Annotated in this window: 13 protein-coding genes and 2 pseudogenes; 13 read left to right on the forward strand and 2 right to left on the reverse strand. The window is 72.0% G+C overall.

Going from position 1 to position 21,664, the window contains the following annotated elements; all coding sequences use genetic code 11:
* Positions 1-87 precede the first annotated feature (87 nt).
* From GUY61_RS09975 to GUY61_RS10025, 11 genes and pseudogenes are all read left to right on the forward strand, one after another.
* On the forward strand, positions 88-1,116 hold the full coding sequence (locus GUY61_RS09975; protein ID WP_166629725.1) for a methionine synthase: 1,029 nt from the start codon (positions 88-90) through the stop codon (positions 1,114-1,116).
* Between the two features lie 19 nt (positions 1,117-1,135).
* A complete protein-coding gene (gene ligA / locus GUY61_RS09980) occupies positions 1,136-3,325 on the forward strand; it encodes an NAD-dependent DNA ligase LigA (protein WP_166629726.1) in 2,190 nt (729 codons plus the stop codon).
* A 215-nt stretch (positions 3,326-3,540) separates the two neighbouring features.
* Positions 3,541-5,634 carry a bifunctional diguanylate cyclase/phosphodiesterase gene (locus GUY61_RS09985; protein ID WP_166629727.1) on the forward strand — a complete coding sequence of 698 codons (2,094 nt, stop codon included), beginning with the start codon at positions 3,541-3,543 and terminating at the stop codon, positions 5,632-5,634.
* A 128-nt stretch (positions 5,635-5,762) separates the two neighbouring features.
* Positions 5,763-6,059 (forward strand): Asp-tRNA(Asn)/Glu-tRNA(Gln) amidotransferase subunit GatC, encoded by a 297-nt coding sequence (gene gatC / locus GUY61_RS09990; protein WP_166629728.1) that lies wholly within the window; start codon positions 5,763-5,765, stop codon positions 6,057-6,059.
* 5 nt (positions 6,060-6,064) lie between these two features.
* Entirely contained in the window at positions 6,065-7,558 is a 1,494-nt protein-coding gene (gene gatA, locus GUY61_RS09995; protein ID WP_166629729.1) for an Asp-tRNA(Asn)/Glu-tRNA(Gln) amidotransferase subunit GatA, read from the forward strand.
* Between the two features lie 5 nt (positions 7,559-7,563).
* On the forward strand, positions 7,564-7,797 hold the full coding sequence (locus GUY61_RS10000) for a hypothetical protein (RefSeq protein WP_166629739.1): 234 nt from the start codon (positions 7,564-7,566) through the stop codon (positions 7,795-7,797).
* Positions 7,798-7,812: 15 nt separating this feature from the next.
* Positions 7,813-9,324 carry an Asp-tRNA(Asn)/Glu-tRNA(Gln) amidotransferase subunit GatB gene (gene gatB / locus GUY61_RS10005; protein WP_166629730.1) on the forward strand — a complete coding sequence of 504 codons (1,512 nt, stop codon included), beginning with the start codon at positions 7,813-7,815 and terminating at the stop codon, positions 9,322-9,324.
* A 501-nt stretch (positions 9,325-9,825) separates the two neighbouring features.
* Positions 9,826-11,025: pseudogene (locus GUY61_RS10010) on the forward strand (alkaline phosphatase family protein); the annotation flags it as partial.
* Between the two features lie 241 nt (positions 11,026-11,266).
* On the forward strand, positions 11,267-13,555 hold the full coding sequence (locus tag GUY61_RS10015; RefSeq protein WP_166629731.1) for an MMPL family transporter: 2,289 nt from the start codon (positions 11,267-11,269) through the stop codon (positions 13,553-13,555).
* Between the two features lie 23 nt (positions 13,556-13,578).
* Complete coding sequence (locus GUY61_RS10020) at positions 13,579-14,136, forward strand: GNAT family N-acetyltransferase (protein ID WP_166629732.1); 558 nt, start codon at positions 13,579-13,581, stop codon at positions 14,134-14,136.
* 31 nt (positions 14,137-14,167) lie between these two features.
* Positions 14,168-14,434, forward strand: a pseudogene (locus GUY61_RS10025) (zinc ribbon domain-containing protein); the annotation flags it as partial.
* A 234-nt stretch (positions 14,435-14,668) separates the two neighbouring features.
* Here the strand turns inward: GUY61_RS10025 and GUY61_RS10030 are convergent.
* The gene (locus GUY61_RS10030; protein WP_313896601.1) at positions 14,669-15,838 is read right to left on the reverse strand and encodes a PQQ-dependent sugar dehydrogenase; all 1,170 of its coding nucleotides are present in this window, start codon (positions 15,836-15,838) and stop codon (positions 14,669-14,671) included.
* Positions 15,839-16,021: 183 nt separating this feature from the next.
* Positions 16,022-17,020, reverse strand: a complete 999-nt coding sequence (locus GUY61_RS10035; RefSeq protein WP_166629733.1) for an aldo/keto reductase — start codon at positions 17,018-17,020, stop codon at positions 16,022-16,024.
* An 84-nt stretch (positions 17,021-17,104) separates the two neighbouring features.
* Here GUY61_RS10035 and GUY61_RS10040 point away from each other — a divergent pair, with 84 nt between their 5' ends.
* Positions 17,105-18,064 (forward strand): 2-hydroxyacid dehydrogenase, encoded by a 960-nt coding sequence (locus GUY61_RS10040; protein ID WP_166629734.1) that lies wholly within the window; start codon positions 17,105-17,107, stop codon positions 18,062-18,064.
* 187 nt (positions 18,065-18,251) lie between these two features.
* Positions 18,252-21,443: a bifunctional diguanylate cyclase/phosphodiesterase gene (locus GUY61_RS10045; RefSeq protein WP_243766329.1), complete on the forward strand. Its 3,192-nt coding sequence runs from the start codon at positions 18,252-18,254 to the stop codon at positions 21,441-21,443.
* The last annotated feature ends 221 nt before the right edge of the window (positions 21,444-21,664 follow it).

A 21,664-nucleotide genomic window follows, 5' to 3' on the forward strand; every position in this document is an offset into this window, starting at 1 on the left:
GTCCCCGTCCTCTCCACCGTCCCCTCGGCGGGCCTGCCGTCCGGCGCCGCGGCGCGCCCCCGTCCGCGCGCCGCTTAACCTCTTGGGGTGAGCGACAACAGCAGCGGCGAGCACGGCGGCACGACGTACGAGTGGGGTCCGGCGACCGGCATCGGGTCCATGCCGGGCGGCGACGCCCGGGAGACCGCGAAGACCGTCACCGGAAGCCTGGAGACCTTCCCCCACCTGGCGGAACTGCCCGGCCGGGGGCCCGGCGCGGACATGATCGGCCGGACCGTCGGACTGCTCGTCGAGCTGTACGCGCACGTGGAGCCCAGCGGCTGGCGGATCAGCGACCGGCCGGGACGGGACACCCGGCGCGCACACTCCTGGCTCGGCGAGGACCTCGATGCCCTGGAGGAGTACACCCAGGGCTACACGGGCCCGCTCAAGGTGCAGGCCGTGGGACCGTGGACGCTGGCCGCGGCGCTGGAACTGCGCGGCGGGGAGGCCATGCTGTCCGATCCCGGCGCCTGCCGCGACCTGCTCGCCTCGCTCGCCGAAGGTCTGCGCGGGCATCTCGCCGAGGTGCGGCGGCGGGTACCGGGTGCCAGGATCGCGCTCCAGCTCGACGAGCCCTCGCTGACGGCAGTGCTCCAGGGACGGATCAAGAGCGCCAGCGGGTACAGGACGTACAGGGCGGTGGACCGCGCGGTCGTCGAGGGCGCGCTGCGGGAGCTGGTCGCCGTCGACGAGGAAGTGCCGGTGGTCGTGCACTCGTGCGCCCCCGAGGTCCCGTTCTCCCTGCTGCGCAGAGCCGGGGCCGCTGGGGTGTCCTTCGACTTCGGACTGCTCACGGAGCGTGACGAGGAATCCATCGGGGAGGCCGTGGAGGGCGGCACCGTGCTGTTCGCCGGAGTGGTACCGGGCACGGATGCCGCGTTGTCGGACCCGGCCGGTAGCGTCATGGGTGTCAGGACGCTGTGGCGCAGGCTGGGACTGAATCCGGGGACTCTGGCCGAGTCCGTGGTGATCACCCCGTCCTGCGGTCTGGCGGGGGCCTCTCCCCGCTACGCGCGGGCCGCGCTCGCCCACTGCGTCCGGGCGGCGAGATCGCTCGCGGACAACCCTGAGTAGTCGTAACGGAGGACAGACGGTGGCCGGCGAAGAGCAGCAGACGGTGCCCAGCGAGGCGCGGGAGAAGCACGCCAAGCTCGCCGAGCAGGTCGAGGAGCATCGCTTCCGGTACTACGTCAAGGACCAGCCGGTCATCAGCGACGCGGAGTTCGACCGGCTGCTGCGCTCCCTGGAGGCCCTGGAGGAGGAGTTCCCCGAGCTGCGCACGCCCGACTCGCCGACCCAGAAGGTCGCCGGGGCGTACCGCACCGAGTTCACCGCGGTCCAGCACCGTGAGCGCATGCTCTCCCTGGACAACGCCTTCGACGACACCGAGTTGAACACCTGGGCGGAGCGGGTCGAGAGGGAACTCGCCGGGATCCCGCACCACTTCCTGTGCGAGCTCAAGGTCGACGGCCTCGCCGTCAACCTGACGTACGAGAACGGGCGGCTGACCCGCGCGGCCACCCGCGGCGACGGCCGCACCGGCGAGGACATCACGCCCAACGTCCGCACGATCACGGAGATCCCGAACCGGCTCTCCGGCGAACGGATCCCCGCGCTGGTCGAGGTCCGCGGCGAGGTCTTCTTCCCGATGGAGAAGTTCGACGAACTCAACGCGCGGCTGCTGGCGGCGGGCGACAAGCCCTTCGCCAACCCCCGCAACGCGGCCGCCGGTTCGCTGCGCCAGAAGGACCCGAAGGTCACCGCGACCCGCCCGCTGCACATGGTGGTGCACGGCATCGGCGCCCGCGAGGGCCTCGACATCGACTGCCTGTCGCACGCGTACGACCTGCTGCACGAGTGGGGCCTGCCCACGGCGAGGCACAACAGGGTCGTGGACTCGCTGGACGGCGTGCGGGAGTTCATCGCGTACTACGGCGAGCACCGGCACTCCGTGGAGCACGAGATCGACGGCGTCGTCGTCAAGCTCGACGAGATCCCCCTCCAGGGGCGGCTCGGTTCCACGGCGCGCGCCCCGCGCTGGGCGATCGCGTGGAAGTACGCGCCGGAGGAGGTCAACACCAGACTCGTCGACATCAAGGTGGGCGTGGGCCGCACGGGCCGGGTCACGCCGTACGCCCAGGTGGAGCCGGTGACCGTCGCGGGATCCGAGGTCGAGTTCGCGACCCTGCACAACCAGGAGGTCGTCAAGGCGAAGGGCGTGCTCATCGGGGACACGGTGGTGCTGCGCAAGGCCGGTGACGTCATCCCGGAGATCCTCGGGCCGGTGGTGGACCTGCGGGACGGCAGCGAGCGGGAGTTCGTGATGCCCGCCGAGTGCCCCGAGTGCGGCACACCGCTGCGGGCCATGAAGGAGGGCGACATCGATCTGCGCTGCCCCAACGGCCGGACCTGCCCGGCGCAGCTGCGGGAGCGGATCTTCTATCTCGCCGGCCGGGACTGCCTGGACATCGAGAACTTCGGCAAGGTGGCCGCGGCGGCGCTGACCCGGCCGCTGGAGCCCGCCGATCCCCCGCTCGGCGACGAGGGCGGCCTGTTCGACCTCACCGTCGAGCAACTGCTGCCCATCAAGGCGTACGTCCTGGACCAGGACAGCGGACTGCCCAAGCGTGATCCGAAGACCGGCGAGGAGAAGATCGTCACGGTCTTCGCCAACCAGAAGGGCGAACCGAAGAAGAACACCCTCGCGATGCTGGAGAACATCGCGGCGGCCAAGCAGCGCCCGCTCGCCCGGATCATCAACGGCCTGTCCGTCCGCCATGTCGGGCCGGTGGCCGCGGAGGCACTGGCCCGCGAGTTCCGGTCCATCGAGCGGATCGAGCAGGCGTCCGAGGCCGAACTGGCCGCCGTGGACGGCGTGGGACCCACGATCGCCGCCGCCGTCAAGCAGTGGTTCGCGGAGGACTGGCACCGCGAGATCCTGCGCAAGTGGCGGGAGGCGGGCGTGCGGATGGAGGAGGAGGGCGGGGGAGAGGACGAGGGGCCGCGTCCGCTGGAGGGGCTGACGGTCGTCGTGACCGGCACCCTGGAACGCCACACGCGGGACGGCGCCAAGGAGGCGCTGCAATCCCGCGGAGCGAAGGTGACCGGATCCGTTTCCAAGAAGACGGACTTCGTGGTTGTCGGGGACAACCCCGGTTCGAAATACGACAAGGCGATGCAGCTGAAGGTCCCGGTACTGGACGAGGACGGCTTCGCCGTCCTCCTCGAACAGGGTCCGGACGCCGCGCGCGAGGCTGCCGAACCCGTCGGAGGACAGACGTGAGTTCTCGCTCATTCGGGCTATATCGGGGCAGATCGTTATGGCTGGGCGCCAATCGGGCAACCGCTGTCGATCGCTGCCCGTAGCAGCCTTCTGCGGCCTACTGTTGGAGTGTGCGCCTGCCGTGCACGGCTGCGTGGTGGGATCTCAGCCGTGATGGCATGACAGCGAAAGCGATCACGACTGCTCGGGCACCTGTGGCTGTGAGAGGGACGGGAATGGAACCCACCGAGAGCGCCGACCCGGCCGCGAGGCTGCGCCGATTCGCGCTGCCGGCGGTCCCGGCGGCCACCGCGGCGGCGGCCGCGCTCGTGCTCGCCACCGGCGTCTTCCGGACCGCCGCCGAGGGCCACGCGCTGTTCCCCGGCGGCACGGCCGGCTGGTCACTCGCACTGCTCACCGGTATCGTCGTCGGCCACCTGGTGGCCCTCGGCCGCGACCGCTGGTGGAGCGGCACCGGCTCGGGCGCCGCGCTCACCCTCGGCGTCCTGCTGCTCTACGGCTGGGTCCCCGCCGGGCTGGTCAGCCTCGCCGTGGTGACCCTGGTCGGCGCCGCCCGCCGACAGCGGTGGCGACAGGGCCTGTTGCACGGCGCGGCGGACATCCTCGGCATCGGGGCCGCCGCGCTGCCGATGGCGGCCTTCGGCGACGTCCCCTCGGTGGAGGAGCCCTGGCTTCCCGTCAACTGGGGAATCGGCGCCGTCCCCGAGGTGGTGCTCGCGGCCGGGGCGTACCTCGCCGTCACCCGGCTGCTCCTCTGGTACGGGACGGCCCCCCGGGGCGCGGGCCTGCCCACCGTCGCCCGCACCGCCCTGGTCCGGCAGGCGCTGGTCGCCGTCGCCCTGCTCGGCATCGCCCCGCTGATCTGCGTGGTCGCCGCCGCCAAGCCCGTCCTGCTGCCGCTCTTCGCCGTACCCCTGATCGCCCTGGACTCCACGCTGTGGATCGCCAGGGCCCGCGCGGAGGAACAGCTGCGCGACCCGCTCACCGGGCTGCCCAACCGGCAGTGGCTCCTCGAACGGACCTGGAAGGCGCTGGACGAGGCCGACCGCATCGGAAAGCGGACCGCCCTCGTCCTGATCGACATGGACCGCTTCCGGGCCGTCAACGACACGCTCGGTCACCTCGCGGGCGACCGGCTGCTGCTGCAGATCGCGGACCGGCTCCGGCACGCGCTGCCGCGCGGGGCGGAGGCCGCGCGGCTCGGCGGCGACGAGTTCGCGGTCCTGCTGCCCACGGCCGACTCCATCACCAGCGCCCAGCGCGTCGCCCGCACCCTGGTCGCCGCGCTCGGCTCCCCGCTCGACCTCGACGGCCTCACCCTGGTCCTCGAGGCCAGCGCCGGGGTCGCCGTGTTCCCCGAGCACGCCGGGGACGCCGAGGGGCTGCTGCGCCGCGCCGACGTCGCGATGTACCAGGCGAAGCGGGACCGCACCGGCGTCGAGGTCTACGAGTCCAAGCGGGACAGCAACACCCCGGACCGGCTCGGGCTCCTCGGCGACCTGCGCCGCGCCCTGGACGCCGGCGAGGTCGAGCTCCACTACCAGCCCAAGGTGCGTTTCGACGGCCACGTCGCCGGTCTGGAGGCACTCGTCCGCTGGGTCCATCCCGAACGCGGGCGGGTTCCTCCCGACGAGTTCATCGCCATCGCCGAGTCCTCCGGCCTCATGCCCCACCTCACGGAGTACGTGCTGGAGACCGCCCTCGCCCAGGTCGCCCGCTGGCGCGCCCAGGGCCTGATGGTGCCGGTCGCCGTGAACGTCTCCCCGCGCGACGTCCACACACCCGGCTTCGCCGGGGCGGTGGCCGCCAGGCTGGCCCGCCACGGGGTGCCCGCCGGCGCCCTGCAACTGGAGATCACGGAGCACGTGCTGCTCGAGGACCCCCAGCGGGCCGCGGACACCCTGGCAGGGCTGACCGCCCACGGCGTCAGGATGTCCCTGGACGACTTCGGCACCGGATACTCCTCCCTGGTCCACCTCCGGCGCCTCCCGGTCAGCGAACTGAAGATCGACCGCTCCTTCGTGGCCCGCCTCGCGGTGGACGCCGAGGACGCCGAGATCGTCCGCTGCACCGTCGACCTCGCCCACTCCCTCGGCCTCCTCGTCGTCGCCGAGGGCGTCGAGGACGACGAGACCTGGGAGCGCCTGCGCGACCTGCGCTGCGACGCCGTCCAGGGCTGGCTGGTCGCCGCCGCGATGCCGCCGGGCGAGACGACCGCCTGGCTGCTGGCCCGCGGCGAACGCGGCTGGCGCCGCCCCGCGGAACTCCCCGCCGGCCCCTCCGCGGCCGTCGCGGAACGCCCTGCCTGACGGCCCCGCCGCGCCGCCGCGGGCACCCGGCTCCGCCGCCAAAACGAAACCGTTTCGTGGCCACCCCCTCACGCGGCCTAGGATTGGGCGCGAAACTGCACACTCCCACCACCCCTGAGGATCGCTGCATGCCTGGCATCACGCGCGAGGAGGTCGCCCACCTCGCCCGGCTGTCACGTCTGGAGCTGAAGGACGAAGAGCTCGACCACTTCGCCGAACAGCTCGACGTGATCATCGGCGCGGTCGCCCGCGTTTCCGATGTGGCCGACGAGGACGTCCCCCCGACCTCCCACCCGCTGCCGCTGACCAATGTCATGCGCGCGGACGAGGTCCGCCCGTCGCTCACCCCCGAGCAGGCGCTCTCCGGAGCCCCTGCCCAGGAGCAGCAGCGTTTCAAGGTGCCGCAGATCCTGGGGGAGGACTAACAGCGATGACGGACATCATCAAGCTCACGGCGGCCGCGATCGCGGAGAAGGTCGCCTCCGGCGAGCTCACCGCCGTCGAGGTCACCGAGGCCCACCTCGCCCGGATCGAGGCGGTCGACAAGGCGGTCCACGCCTTCCTGCACGTCGACCGCGAGGGCGCCCTCGCCCAGGCCCGCGCCGTCGACGAGAAGCGGGCCCGCGGCGAGAAGCTCGGCCCGCTGGCCGGCGTACCCCTCGCCCTGAAGGACATCTTCACCACCGAGGGCGTGCCGACCACCGTCGGCTCCAAGGTCCTCGAAGGCTGGATCCCGCCGTACGACGCCACGGTCACCAAGCGGCTCAAGGACGCGGACGTCGTCATCCTCGGCAAGACCAACATGGACGAGTTCGCCATGGGGTCCTCGACCGAGAACAGCGCGTACGGCCCGACCGGCAACCCCTGGGACCTGACCCGGATCCCCGGCGGCTCCGGCGGTGGCTCCTCCGCGGCCCTCGCCTCCTACCAGGCGCCCCTGGCCATCGGCACCGACACCGGCGGTTCGATCCGCCAGCCGGCCGCCGTCACCGGCACCGTCGGCGTCAAGCCGACCTACGGCGGCGTCTCCCGCTACGGCATGGTGGCCTTCTCCTCCTCCCTCGACCAGGGCGGCCCCTGCGCCCGCACGGTCCTGGACGCGGCGCTGCTGCACGAGGTCATCGCCGGGCACGACCCGATGGACTCCACGTCCATCGACGCCCCGGTCCCGCCGGTGGTCGAGGCGGCCCGCAACGGCTCGGTCGCCGGGATGCGCGTCGGCGTCGTCAAGCAGTTCACCGGCGAGGGCTACCAGGCCGGTGTGGTCCAGCGCTTCAACGAGGCCGTGGAACTGCTGGAGGGCCTCGGCGCCGAGATCGTCGAGCTGGACTGCCCGTCCTTCGACCTCGCTCTCGCCGCGTACTACCTGATCGCCCCGTCCGAGTGCTCCTCGAACCTGGCCCGCTTCGACGGTCTGCGCTACGGCCTGCGGGTGGGCGACGACGGCACCCGGTCCGCCGAGGACGTCACCGCGCTGACCCGCGAGGCCGGCTTCGGTCCCGAGGTCAAGCGCCGCATCATGCTCGGCACGTACGCGCTCAGCTCCGGCTACTACGACGCGTACTACGGCAGCGCACAGAAGGTCCGTACGCTCATCACCCGCGACTTCGAGAAGTCCTTCGAGTCCGTCGACGTGATCGTCTCCCCGACCACGCCGACCACGGCCTTCCCGATCGGCGAGCGCGTCGACGACCCGATGGCGATGTACCTCGCGGACCTGTGCACCATCCCGACGAACCTGGCCGGCAACGCCGCAATGTCACTGCCCTGCGGCCTCGCGCCCGAGGACGGACTGCCGGTCGGCCTGCAGATCATCGCCCCCGCACTGAAGGACGACCGGCTGTACAAGGTCGGTGCCGCCGTCGAGGCCGCCTTCGTGGAAATGTGGGGACACCCGCTGCTCGAGGAGGCTCCGTCGCTGTGACCGCCATGGCAAAGAAGGCCAAGAACTTCAAGAAGTCCAAGTCCGGCCTGTACCTGTCGATCGGCACCACCGCCTTCGGTGCCATCAGCGTGGTCAAGCAGGCCAGGATGGCCCGCGAGGAGAACGACACGCTGCGCCTGATCGACGCCGCCGTGTCCGCCGCGGCCATCGTCACCGGGCTGGCGATCCTCTACCGCGAGCTGAAGAGGCTCGGCGACGACGACGTTCTGCTGGGCTGAGAGGGAAGTTTTCACGTGACCGTCACGACTGACCTGGTGTCGTACGAGGACGCCCTCGCCGCCTTCGACCCCGTCATGGGCCTCGAGGTGCACGTCGAGCTCGGCACCAAGACCAAGATGTTCTGCGGCTGCTCCACGGAGCTGGGCGCGGACGCCAACTCGCAGACCTGCCCGGTCTGCCTCGGCCTGCCCGGCGCGCTGCCGGTGGTCAACGCCACCGGCGTGGAATCCGCCATCAAGATCGGTCTCGCGCTCAACTGCGAGATCGCGGAATGGTGCCGCTTCGCCCGGAAGAACTACTTCTATCCGGACATGCCGAAGAACTTCCAGACCTCCCAGTACGACGAGCCGATCGCCTTCAACGGCTATCTGGACGTGCAGCTGGAGGACGGCGAGACCTTCCGCGTGGAGATCGAGCGCGCCCACATGGAGGAGGACACCGGCAAGTCCACGCACGTGGGCGGCGCCACCGGCCGCATCCACGGCGCCCAGCACTCCCTGCTGGACTACAACCGGGCGGGCATCCCCCTCATCGAGATCGTCACCAAGCCGATCACCGGCGCGGGGGAGCGCGCCCCCGAGGTCGCCAAGGCGTACGTCGCCGAGCTGCGTGAACTCATCAGGGCGCTCGGCGTCTCCGAGGCCCGCATGGAGATGGGCCAGATGCGCTGCGACGTGAACCTGTCGCTGCGCCCGCACGGCACCGAGAAGTTCGGCACCCGCTCGGAGACCAAGAACGTCAACTCGCTGCGCAGCGTGGAGCGGGCCTGCCGTTTCGAGATCCAGCGGCACGCGGCCGTGCTGTCCTCCGGCGGCACGATCATCCAGGAGACCCGGCACTTCCACGAGGACACCGGCTCCACGACCTCCGGCCGGGTCAAGGAGGAGGCCGAGGACTACCGGTACTTCCCGGAGCCCGACCTCGTTCCCGTGGCACCGTCGCGGGAATGGGTCGAGGAGATCCGCTCCGGCCTGCCGGAGTTGCCGCTCGCCCGCCGCAACCGGCTGCGCGAGGAGTGGGGCGTCTCCGCCCACGACATGCAGTCGATGCTCAATGCCGGCGCCATCGACCTGATCGTCGCCACGATCGACGCGGGCGCGCCTGCCGACCAGGCCCGCAAGTGGTGGATGGGTGAGCTCGCCCGCAACGCCAACGAGTCGGGCCGCTCGCTGGACGCCCTGCCGATCACCCCGGCGCAGGTCGCCCGGGTGGCCGAGCTCGTCGCCTCCGGCGACCTCAACGACAAGCTGGCCCGCCAGGTCATCGAGGGAGTGCTCGCGGGCGAGGGCGACCCGGACGCCGTCGTCGAGAAGCGCGGCCTGAAGGTCGTCTCGGACGAGGGCGCCCTGGGCGCGGCCGTGGACGAGGCGATCGCCGCCAACGCGGGTGTCGCCGACAAGATCCGCGGCGGCAAGGTCGCGGCCGTCGGCGCGCTGGTCGGCGCCGTGATGAAGGCGACGCGGGGCCAGGCCGACGCGGCGCGGGTGCGCGAGCTGATCCTGGAGAAGCTGGGCGTCGAGGGCTGACACCGACGACCCGTACGGCCGGATCCGGCCCCCCACCCGGGGGAGCCGGACCCGGCCGTCCCGCGTTCCGGCCGGGCCCGGCCCGTGCGCGAGTACTGCGGGCGGCGAAGACAGCCCCGGGTTCCCCGTGTGGCCGCCCCGGGCCGGTGCCGTCCCCCGCTTGCCGGGGGCGCTGGGGCGTTGACGTTGTGGGCCGGGTGGCCGTGAGGGCCGTGCGTGTGCCGCCCGGGGCTGCCGGGGTGCTGCCCGCGCACCCGGGCCCCCGTGAAGCCGCCCCTGGCTGTGGGTTCTGCGGCCGGACGGCCGGGCCAGGGGGCGCCGCGCCGGGGTCGCGGACGGGACGGCGGCGACCTCCCTGGGCGCGGTACCGGCCCGAGGAGATGCCCGTGGGCCCGGGTTTCCGGTGGAGACGGCCCGGCCCCGGCCGGGACTCCGCCCGGCCGGGAACCGAGAGCGGGGCGGGGCCGCGGAATCCGGACGTTCGCCGCGGTGTCAGCGGGCCGCCTTCCGGCGGCCACGCGGCTCGCCGAGAGTTTCCGCGAGGACGTGGCGGCGGGCAGGCTGCCCAAGGTGTCCTACCTCGTGCCCAGCGCCCTGGACTCCGAGCACCCCGGTGCCTCTTCCCCGATCGCCAGCGCCACCCTCGTCTACAAGGTGCTCGACGCCCTCGCCTCCCACCCCGACGTGTGGCGGCACACCGTCGCACTGATCAACTACGACGAGAACGACGGCTTCTTCGACCATGTCCCGCCGCCCGTCCCGCCGGCCGGGAACACGGACGATACGTACCAGGGCAGGCCCACCGGCCTCGGTATCCGGGTGCCGATGCTGGTGATCTCCCCGTGGTCCGTGGGCGGCTATGTCTGCTCCGAGGTCTTCGACCACACCTCGGTGATCCGCCTCCTGGAGAAGTGGACGGGGGTCGCCGAACCCGGCATCACTCCCTGGCGCCGCGCCGCGCCGCGCCGTCACCGGCGACCTGACCTCCGCGTTCGACTTCACGCGCGGCCGCAGACAGCCCGGTGTGGAGCAGCCGGCACCGATTCCGCCGTTCACCGCCGCTCGCGGCCCGTGCCGCCCACGGAGCAGAGGATGCCGGTCCAGGAGCCGGGAGTGCGGCCCGCCCGTCCGCCGCCGTACCAGCCGGACGTGTACGGGAGGACCGACGGGAGGACCGACGGGAGGACCGACGGCGGGGTCTTCCGGCTGGCGCTCTCCAACAAGGGACGCTCGAGCGTGCACTTCGCGCTGTACCCGTACGCCGGTGAGTACGCCGTGCCCCAGCACCGGGACGTGAAGGGCGAGGCGCGCTGGATCGTGCCTCTGGCCGGCGAGCGCTACCGGTTCACGGTCACCGGCCCGAACGGCTTCCGCCGCGAGTTCGCCGGGGTGGCGGGCGGCGGGGCCGAGGTCGAGTCCCGGATCGACGCACACGACCGCGACGTCCATCTGACGCTGATCAACACCGGTGACGAGGCGATCACCTTCGTCGTCCGCCCGCTGGGCTACGCGGACGAGGACGACCTGCGCGAGTGGACCCGGGAGATCACCGTGAAGCCCGGCCGCCGCCGCACCGTGGTGCACTCGGCCGCCGACGCCCACGGGTGGTACGACCTGGAGATCACCGTGCCGGCCGACGGCGCCTTCCGCCGCCGGCTGATGGGGCACATCGAGAACGGGCGTCCGAGCGTCTCCGGCTGAGCGTCTCCGGCTGAGCGGTACCGGCCGCGGGGAGCCGTGAATTCCATACCGTGACAAAAGGGTGAAGAGGGGGGGTGCCGGAGCGGCTGAATCGGCACCCCCCGAGTGATTGTGACCACTGTCACGAAACGGACAATTGATCTCTTAAGGGTGCGACAGTGTAGGGGAGCGTTCCGCCAGAAGTTCTTTGAGGGCTGTATCCCTGAAAGATCCACGCGCGACCCTTCAGGGAGCAAAGCCAGTGAAGACACTCGCCCAGTGGTTCATCAGGCGTCGACTGATCACCGTCCTCATGTGGCTTCTCGCGCTGGTGGGCATCACGATCGGCGCGACCGTCGCGGGATCCGCCTACTCCAACGACTACGACGTGCCGGGCACCGAGTCCGGAACGGCGGAAACGCTGCTGAAGGAAGGTTTCCCCAACCTCGGCGGCAACAGCAACAGCATCGTCTGGCACACCGACAGGGGCACCGTCACCGCAGCCGGCGTCGAGCAGCGGATGAACGAAGTCCTCGACGAGGTGGCCGAACTTCCCGGGGTCGCCTCCGTGACCGGCCCGTACGGCGAGGCAGGCCCCGGCGGCACGGGGCAGATCAGCGCGGACGGCACCGACCGGATCAGCGAGGACGAGCGCACCGCCTACGCCACGGTCACGTTCGAGAAGTCCGCGGAGGAGATCGACGCCGTCCAGGCGCAGACCCTCGTCGACACCGCGAAGGCCGGGGAGACCGGCGGCCTGCAGGTCGAACTCGGCGGCAGCGCGATCGCCAAGACCGAGTCCGGCTCCGCACACCTCAGCGAGGTCATCGGTGTGGTCGTCGCCGCCGTGGTCCTCTTCCTCGCCTTCGGCTCCCTCGCCGCGAGCCTGCTGCCCATCGCCACCGCGCTGGTGAGCGTCGGCATCGCGTACATGGGCATCGAACTGCTCGGCCACGCCATGACCGTCGCCGACTTCGCCCCCATGCTCGGCATGCTGATCGGGCTCGGCGTCGGCATCGACTACGCCCTCTTCATCGTCACCAGACACCGCACCGGGCTGAAGCAGGGCCTGCCGCCAGAGGAGGCGGCGGCCCGCGCCGTGGCCACCACCGGACGCGCGGTCGTCTTCGCCGGCGGCACGGTCTGCGTGGCCCTCCTCGGCATGCTGATCCTGCGGCTCAGCTTCCTGAACGGCGTCGCCATCGCCGCCTCGCTCACCGTGATACTCACCGTGGCGGCCTCGATCAGCCTGCTGCCCGCCCTCCTCGGCTTCATCGGCACCCGGGCCCTCAGCCGCCGGGAACGCAAACGGCTCGCCGAGCACGGGCCCCAGCCCGAGCCGCCGGCCGGCCTCGCCGCACGCTGGTCCCACTTCGTCCAGCGGCACCCGAGGCTGCTCGGAGGCATCGCGGTCGCCGTCATGGCGCTCCTCGCTCTGCCCACGCTCTCTCTCCACCTGGGCTCCTCCGACCAGGGCAACAACCCGTCCTCGGCGACCACCCGCCAGGCGTACGACCTGCTCGCGGACGGCTTCGGGCCGGGCGTCAACGGTCCGCTGACCCTCGTCGGAGAGCTGGACGGGGCCGCCGACCGGCTCGCCTTCGAGGAACTGGGCGACACCCTGCGCGCCACCGAGAACGTCGCCTCCGTCGGCCCCGTCTCCTTCAACGGCAGCGGCGACACCGGCATCGTCACCCTCGTCCCCGAGACGTCCCCCCAGTCCCAGGACACCAGCGACCTCGTCGAGCGGCTGCGCGCGGACGTCCTGCCGGCCGCCGAGTCGGGAACCTCCCTCGACGTCCACGTCGGCGGCGTGACCGCAGGTTACGACGACTTCGCCCAGATCATCGTCGACAAGCTGCCGCTGTTCGTCGGCGTCGTCATCGGACTCGGCGCCCTGCTGCTCCTGATGGCGTTCCGGTCGTTCGCCGTACCGCTGAAGGCCGCCCTGATGAACGTCGCCGCCGTCGCGTCCAGCTTCGGAGTCGTCGTCGCCGTCTTCCAGTGGGGCTGGGGCAGCGAACTGCTCGGGCTGGGCAGTGCGGGACCCATCGAGCCCTTCCTGCCCGTGATCATGGTCTCGGTGCTCTTCGGGCTCTCCATGGACTACCAGGTCTTCCTCGTCAGCCGGATGTACGAGGAATGGCTGGAAACCGGCGACAACAAGCGGGCGGTCAGGGTCGGCCTCGCCGAGACCGGCCGGGTGATCAACTCCGCGGCCGTCATCATGATCTCCGTCTTCCTCGCCTTCGTGCTCAGCGGAGACCGGGTCATCGCGATGTTCGGCATCGCCCTGGCCTCCGCCGTCGCCCTGGACGCCTTCGTCCTGCGTACGCTCCTCGTGCCCGCACTGATGCACATGCTGGGTGGCGCGAACTGGTGGCTGCCGGCCTGGCTGGACCGGATCATGCCGCGGATATCCATAGAGCCCCCGGCGGACACCCGTGCGAAGATGCCCGCGCAGCGCACGGGAGGGGCCGCCCCCGGCGCCGGGACCGCCGGGATCGACACGGCGGACGGGGCGGAGGGACCTGCCGGTCTCGTGCGGTAGCCGTACGCCGACGAGGAGCCGCATTGTTCGCGATACCGCTGGGGCAGGGCGAAGGCGCCGACCGCGCCGAGCTGCGTCCCCTGGAGCCCTGGCAGGCCGACGAGTTCCTGGCCCACATGGACCGCGCCCGGTCCGGCGTCGACGAGTGGATCGGCCTCGCCGCCGCGGCCACCGACCTCGGCTCGGCACGCGCCCTGCTCCAGAGCTACGCGGACAAGCGGGCCGCCGACACCGGGCGGCTCTACGGGATCTGGCTGGACGGGACGCTGGTGGGCGGCGTGCTCTACCGGGTCTTCGACGCCAGGAGCGGCAACTGCGAGATCGGCTGCTGGCTGGAGCCGGCCGGCCGGCGGCGGGGCCTGGTCACCGCCGCGTCCCGGCAACTGATCGACTGGGCGTTCCGGGTACGGGGAATGCACCGCGTCGAGTGGGTCGTCTCGGCGGGGAACGAACGCAGCATCGCCGTCGCCAAACGGCTCGGGATGACCCTGGACGGTGTCATGAGGCAGTCGTACCCGCACAACGGGGTCCGCCACGACGTGCAGGTCTGGTCGCTGCTCGTCACCGAGTGGGGGCGCTGACCGGGGACGAGGCGCGGGGCGGCGCCCCTCAGCGCAGTGGTACGGGCGTGAAGTGATCGCCGTCGACCGCTGGTTCCCCTCCTCCAAGCTGTGCTCCGTCTGCGGCGCCCTGCAGGACAAGATGCCACTGCATGTCCGCGAGTGGACCTGTGAATGCGGGGCGACCCACGACCGGGACGTGAACGCGGCGAAGAACCTTCTGGCCGCCGGGCTGGCGGTGTCGGCCTGTGGAGCCGGTGCAAGACCCCGACGCCGCACGGCGGGCGGGCAGTCGGTCGTGAAGCAGGAACCCCGGCGGGCGACCGCTGGAACCCCCGCCTTTAGGCGGGGGAGGAAGCCGACTCCCCGAAGACCGCAACAACGACGACGCCGGCCACGTCTCCATCATCCTCGCCAAGCTCGGCGTGTCCGGCCGCGGCGAAGCAGCCGCACTCGCCCACCGGCTGCGGTTGTTCGCCGACCCCGAACCAGCCGGGTCGGCACCCGGCTGACGGGCTCCGCCGCCCGGCCGGCCGCCGGTCAGGTCGGCCGGTCAGGTCACCTGGAGCAGCAGAATCCTGTCGTCCCCCTCTCCCGGGGAGCCCCGGCCGTCCGTCTCGCTGCTGACCAGCCACAGCCGGTCCGCGCCCGCCGCCACGACCGTACGCAGCCGGCCGTACTCACCTTTCAGGAAGGCCTGCGGCTCGGCCACCGGCTTCGTGCCGTCCAGCGGGACGCGCCACAGCCGCTCACCCCTCAGCCCGGCCATCCACACCGAGCCCTTCGCGACGGCGATCCCGCTCGGTGAGGCCTCCTCGGTGCTCCACTGCTCCACGGGATCGACGAGGTCCGACTCATCGGCCCTGCCCTCGGCCTCCGGCCAGCCGTAGTTCCTGCCGGGCTCGATCAGGTTCAGCTCGTCCCAGGTGTTCTGGCCGAACTCGGAGGCCCACAGCCGCTTCTCCGCGTCCCAGGCCAGGCCCTGCACATTGCGGTGGCCCCATGTGTAGACCACCGAGTCGGCCTCCGGATTGCCGTGCACCGGCTCGCCGTCCGGGGTCATCCGCAGGATCTTGCCGCCCAGCGACTCCCGGTCCTGTGCCAGACCCGTGTCTCCGGTCTCGCCCGTCCCGGCGTACAGCATCCTGTCCGGCCCGAAGGCGATCCGTCCGCCGTTGTGGATGATGCCCTTGGGGATTCCCTTGAACACCGTGTCGGGCGCGCCCAGCTGGCTGCCCGCAGGCTTCTTGTCGTCGTACAGCATCCGCGCGATGCGGTTGTCCGAGGCCGTGGTGAAGTACGCGTACACCATCCGGTCCGAGGCGAAGTCCGGGGAGACGGCGAGACCCAGCAGACCGCCCTCGCCCGCCGGGGCCACCCCGGGAACCTCGCCGACCTCGGTCTTCCTGCCGCTGTCCGCGTCGACCCTGGTGATCGTCCCCTCGTCGCGCGAGGAGACCAGCAGGTCGCCGTCCGGCAGCGCGGCCAGTCCCCAGGGCGAGTCCAGATCCCCGGCCACCGTCCGCACCACCTTGACGGAACCCTTGGCCGGCGGTGCGTCGGCGCCCCCGGGAGAGGCGGAGGATCCCCCCGTCTTCGCGGAGCCCGGCGACGAGCCCGTGGTCGCGGAGGGCTGACCGCCGTCACCGGACGAGCAGCCCGCGAGGAGCAGCGCGGCGGCGGTGGCAGCGGCCAGTGCGGCCGTCACAGCAGGTCGTTGCACGGTTGGTTTCCCTTCGACGGCTGCGTGTCTTCTCGTTCCTACACAGCCAACGCGCCACGGGTTCCCGATCGCTCCCGGAAGATCCCACCGGTCTCGCCGGCTCGCGGCCCGGTCCTCAGCGGCCCGGTCCTCGCGGCTCCGTCCCCGCGGCCGACCCCCCGCCCGGGACGTGGTGCGGGTGCCTCAGTCCCAGGACCCCTGCGCAGGCGGCAGCGCCGCGATCTCCGTGAGGTCCTGAGCGGTCAGCGCCAGGCCGGCCGCCCCCGCGTTCTCCACCACCCACCGCTCGTGCTTGGTCCCCGGCACCGGGACCACGTGCGGCCCGCACGCCAGCGTCCACGCCAGCGCCACCTGCGCGGGAGTCACCCCGGGCCCGTGCCGCCGCGCGACGCGGCGCAGGCCCGCCACGATCGGCTGGTTGGCGGCCATCATCTCGGCGGTGAAGCGCGGGTGCCTGGCCCGTACGTCGTCCCGCTCGAAGCCCTCACCGGGGGTGAGCGTCCCGGTCAGGAAGCCGTTGCCGAGTGGCATCGCGGCCAGGAATCCCACCCCGCGCGCCCCGCACCAGGGCAGCAGCTCGTCCAGTGCCTCCCGCGACCACACCGACAGTTCGGCCTGCACACTGCTCACCGGGAAGACCTGCTGCACCCGCTCCAGCTGCCGGATCGTTCCTTCGTGCAGCCGCCGCCCCGACCGCCGCGAGGCCCTGGCCCCGACCGCCGACAGGCCCAGCGAGCGCACCTTCCCCGCCGACACCAGCTCCGCCATCGCTCCCCAGGTCTCCTCCACGGGGACCTCCGGATCCGCGCGGTGCAGCTGGTAGAGGTCGATGACGTCCGTCTGGAGCCGCCGCAGCGAGGCGTCGCAGGCCCGCTTCACATAGCCGGGGCGCCCGTTGGCGACGATGTGCCCGTCTCCCACCAGGAGCCCGCACTTCGTCGACAGGAACGCCTCCTCCCGGCGGTCCCTGAGCACCCGGCCGATCAGCAGCTCATTGGTGAACGGCCCGTACATGTCGGCGGTGTCGAGCAGGTTCGAGCCACGGTCGAGCGCCGCGTGCACCGTGCGCAGCGACTCCTCGCCGCGCTGCCGGGAGGCCGAGTAGGCCCAGCTCATCGGCATGCAGCCGAGCCCGATCGCGCCCACTTCGAGTGCTGCCGCGCCGATTGTCCTGCGCTCCACCTGGCCTTACCCCTCCCTTGCCGCTGCCCCAAACTAACGTCTCTGGCCTCGGGTTATTCGCACCGCCTCGTTTAGCCTCCTGTCATGACTGCTGCTGCGAGGCCGGACGTGTGGCTGCCGATTCCCGCCGACGGGATCGAAGGGCTGCCGGAAGGCCTGAACTACCGCTTCTGGGACGGCGGGCCGGACTTCCCCGGCGACCCCGCGGACTGCGTCTTCTACGTCGTCCCCTACATGAAGGGCGTCCGGGTCGCCGTGCGCCCGCTGCCGCTGATGGGGTCCGTGCGCGTCGTGCAGACACTCTCCGCGGGCATCGACCACGTGGAGCCCGGTCTCGGCGGACTCCCGCCCGGTGTCGTGCTGTGCAACGCCCGCGGCGTCCACGAGGCCAGCACCGCCGAGCTGACCCTGGCCCTCGTCCTCGCCTCGCTGCGCGGCATCCCCTACTTCGTGGAGGGACAGCGCCGGGAGGAGTGGCGGGCCGGCTTCTATCCCGCGCTCGCCGACAAGTCGGTGCTCATCGTGGGATACGGGTCGATCGGCGCCGCCATCGAGGACCGGCTCGCTCCCTTCGAGTGTGCGCGGGTCGTGCGCGTCGCGCGCTCCGCGCGCACCACCGAACGCGGCGAAGTGCTTCCGCTCGCCCAACTCCCCACACTTCTTCCAGAAGCGGACGTCGTCGTTCTGTCCACCCCGCTCACCGAGTCCACCCGCGGGCTCGCCGACGCGGAGTTCCTGGCGCGGATGAAGGACGGAGCGCTGCTGGTCAACGTGGCGCGGGGCCCCGTCGTCGACACCAAGGCACTGCTCGCGGAACTGGAGTCGGGCCGGCTGCGCGCCGCCCTCGACGTCACGGACCCGGAGCCCCTCCCGGCCGGCCACCCCCTGTGGCACGCCCCCAACTGCCTCATCAGCCCCCATGTCGGCGGCAGCACCTCGGCCTTCATGCCGCGCGCCAAGCGCCTGCTGCGCTCCCAGCTCACCCGTTTCGCGGATGGCGGTGCCGTGGACAACTTGGACAACATCGTGCTCACCACTCACTGAGGACCCGCAGGGCCGAGCCCCGGAGTGCACAACGGCGCGGGCCCCGTGATCGTCACGGAGAGTAGAGAAGCTATGTCCCTGAGTGACGAGACTGGTGTATCGTCCCGTCAGGGGTTGCGCCGTTGACCGTTCGGCGCCGGGGTGACAGCACAGGACAGCGAGGGGGGCGACGGGCGATGCACGGCCTATGGACGAACGATCCGACGCGGCGGGGACGCGGCCGGCGGCCCTTCCGCGCCAGACCACCGCGCACGCCGGTGTCCCGGCCGCTCCGCACGGCGCCGTACAGACCGGTCCGCAACCGCGCATCGAGGACTTCGGGCGGAAGGCGCGCGCGGCACTCGGGATCCTCCGGGGCGGCGCGGTGAATGCCGGTGCGCTCCTGTCCCGGCTGCCGGTCCCCGGAGGCGCGGACGGGCCCGGCGGCCCGGGCGGGTCCGGAAACGGCGGCAGCGTGGTGCCCCAGGTCGTGCTCGCCCTCGTCTGCGGGGGCTACGCCGTGGGTTCGGCCTTCGGCTGGGGATCGGAGCGGCTCGCCCTCGTCATGGGCGACTTCGGACTCAGCGCCGCGGCGGGCGTCGCCGCCGTCTCCTGCCTGCTGCACGCCAGACGCCGGCGCAGCCGCTTCCGGCCCGCCTGGCTGCTCTTCGCGCTGTCCTCCGCCATGGCCGCGCTCGGCAACGCCGTCTGGGGCTGGTACGAGGTGGTGCTGGGCCTTCAGGTGCCCTCGCCCTCCCTGGCCGACCTGTTCTTCCTGTGCTTCGCGCCGCCCGCCATCATCGGCCTGCTGGTGCTCGCCAAGCGCCCGGTGACCCGGGCCGGCTGGGTCTGCCTGGGCCTGGACGCCTGGCTGATCGGCGGCTCCCTGCTCACCATCTCGTGGAGCCTCGCCCTCGCCCACACCGCGCGCTTCGACGACGAGCCGGTGGCGGCCACCGCACTCTCCCTCGCCTATCCGCTCCTCGACATCGTTCTCGTGAGCATGGTCCTGGCGCTGCACTTCCGGCGGTCCTCCGCCAACCGCTCCGCCATCAACACCGCGATCGCCGCGCTGGCCCTGACCGTGCTGTGCGACGCGCTGTTCACCTCACCGCTGCTGCGTGAGAGCTACCGCTCGGGCCAGATCCTCGACGCCGGCTGGTTCGCCGGCTCCATGCTGCTCGCGTACGCGCCCTGGGTGGCCCGGCGGGAAGCGGTCGAATACACCAGGACACCCCGCAGGAGCGCCGGGCACAGCAGGCCCATCGCCGGTTCCCTGGCCGCGCTCACGCCGTATCTCGCGGCCGCCGTCTGCACGCTGGGAATCCTCTACAACGTCCTCGACGGCCGCAGCGTCGACCGCGTCGTGCTCTTCACGGCCTGCACGGTGGTGCTCGCCCTCGTCATGCGCCAGGGCATCATGCTGCTCGACAACATCACCCTGACCCAGGAACTGGCCCAGAAGGAGAACCACTTCCGCTCCCTGGTGCAGGGCTCCAGCGACGTCATCATGATCGCCGCCCCCAGCGGGGTGCTGCGGTACGTCAGCCCCGCCGCGTCCGGGGTCTACGGACGGGACGCCGAGGACCTGGTCGGCTCCGAACTGGCCACGCTCATCCACCCCGAGGACCTGGGGCGCGTGGTGCACGAGGTACGGCGCTTTCTGGCCGTGCCGCACAACGAGGAGTCCACCACCCGCATCGAGTACCGCTTCAAGTCGGGCAACGGCGACTGGCTCAACGTCGAGTCCACCGTCAACCGCCACCAGGGCGGCCTGATCTTCAACAGCAGGGACGTCACCGAACGGGTCCGCCTCCAGGCGCAGCTCCAGCACAACGCCGAACACGACCCGCTCACCGACCTGCCCAACCGGGCCCTGTTCACCCGGCGGGTCGCCCAGGCCATCGGCGGCCGCCGCAGCGGGGACAGCGGCACGGACACCGCGGTCCTCTACATCGACCTCGACGGCTTCAAGGCGGTCAACGACACCATAGGCCACCAGGCGGGCGACGAACTGCTGGTGCAGGCCGCGCGCCGGCTCCAGGACTCCGTCCGCGCCGGGGACACCGCCGCGCGGCTCGGCGGCGACGAGTTCGCCGCGCTCATCCTCGGCGACGGCACCCGGGACCGGGCCGCCCGCGAGCGGCGCCTCCTGGAGATCGCCGACCGGCTCCGGGTCACCCTCTCCCGCCCCTACCGCATCGACGGCAAGGAGGTGCGGGTCGCGGCCTCCATCGGCGCGGCCTTCGCCGATCCCGGCGTGACCCCGAGCGACCTGATGCGCCACGCCGACCTCGCGATGTACCGCGCCAAGGCGGCGGGCAAGGACCGGGTGAAGCTGTACGCGCCGCAGATGCAGACGACGATCCGCACGGAGCGGGCACGCCGCGCGGAGCCCGGCACACGGCTGCGTCCCCTGCCGCACGACGGCGAGTTCGCGCTGCTCCACCAGCCGGTCGTCCGCCTCGACAGCGGGCGGATCACCGCCGTCTCCGCCCAGGCCCGCTGGCGCTCCGCCTCGGGCATCCTCTTCACGCCCGCCGAGTTCCAGCGGGCGGCGGAAGACGGCGACCGCGCCGCCGAGCTGGGCCGCCGGCTGCTCGACGAGGCCGTCGGCCAGGCCGCGGAACGCAGCAGGGCGGGGCACGACGTCCCCGTGGCGGTCCGGATGTCCGCGGGCCGGCTGCTCGAGGCGGCGCTGCCACCCAGGAGCATCGAGGCGCTGCTCACCAGGCACGGCCTGCCCTCCGGCGCCCTGCTGCTGGAACTGGCCGAAAGCGATCCGCGGATCTCCCTGGACGAACTCGAGCGCCGTCTGTCGGCCCTGCGCAGACTCGGCGTACGGATCGCGCTGGACGGCATCGGCAGTGGCTACGCCGCCATCGCTGCCCTGCGCCGGCTTCCCATCGACGTACTGAAACTCGACCGCGGGCTGGTCGAGGGCGTGGTGGAGTCGGCCAGACTGCACAAGATCACCAGCGGGCTCCTGCGGATCGCCTCCGATCTCGGCATGCAGTCGGTCGCCGACGGGGTGGACCTCCCCGAGCAGGTCGTCGCGCTGCGTGCCATGGGCTGTACGCACGGCCAGGGCATGGCCTTCTCCGGGCCCCTGGACGAGTACCGGTTGCGCCGCGCACTCACCCGCGGGGAGTACGCCGTGCCCGCCCTGGCGGCGGCGCACGTACTGGCCGGCGGCAGGCCTGCCGCCCTGAGGAGCGCCCACGCCGGGGCCCCGGCGGCGGCCGCCGCCGCGCAGGGGGCCGGACTCGGCGCGGGCCCGGCCCCCGGCATGGGACCGGCCGTGGGGTCCGGCATGGGATCCGGCACAGGGGGCGGGACGGCAGCCGGAATCCGTCCCCAGATTCGCTCGAATGGTGAGACGCGCGTCCCACCCGCTTGACAGTGGCGGCGCGACGGGGAGAGGGTCTGTTTCATGCGCACCCGAATTCTCGTACTTGGAAAGCGCGTCGGCTGAGCAGGACCACGGATCCCTGCAGACTCCACCGACGCGCTCCCCTCGCTTGCCTCACGGCACGAGGGGTTTTTTGTTGCACTGATACCGGGAGCACCGGCTCCGGCGGTGCGACCGGCAGCACCCGCAGACCACACAGCACCAACCCT

This window comes from Streptomyces sp. GC420 (assembly GCF_009916105.1).
GTDB lineage: Bacteria > Actinomycetota > Actinomycetes > Streptomycetales > Streptomycetaceae > Streptomyces.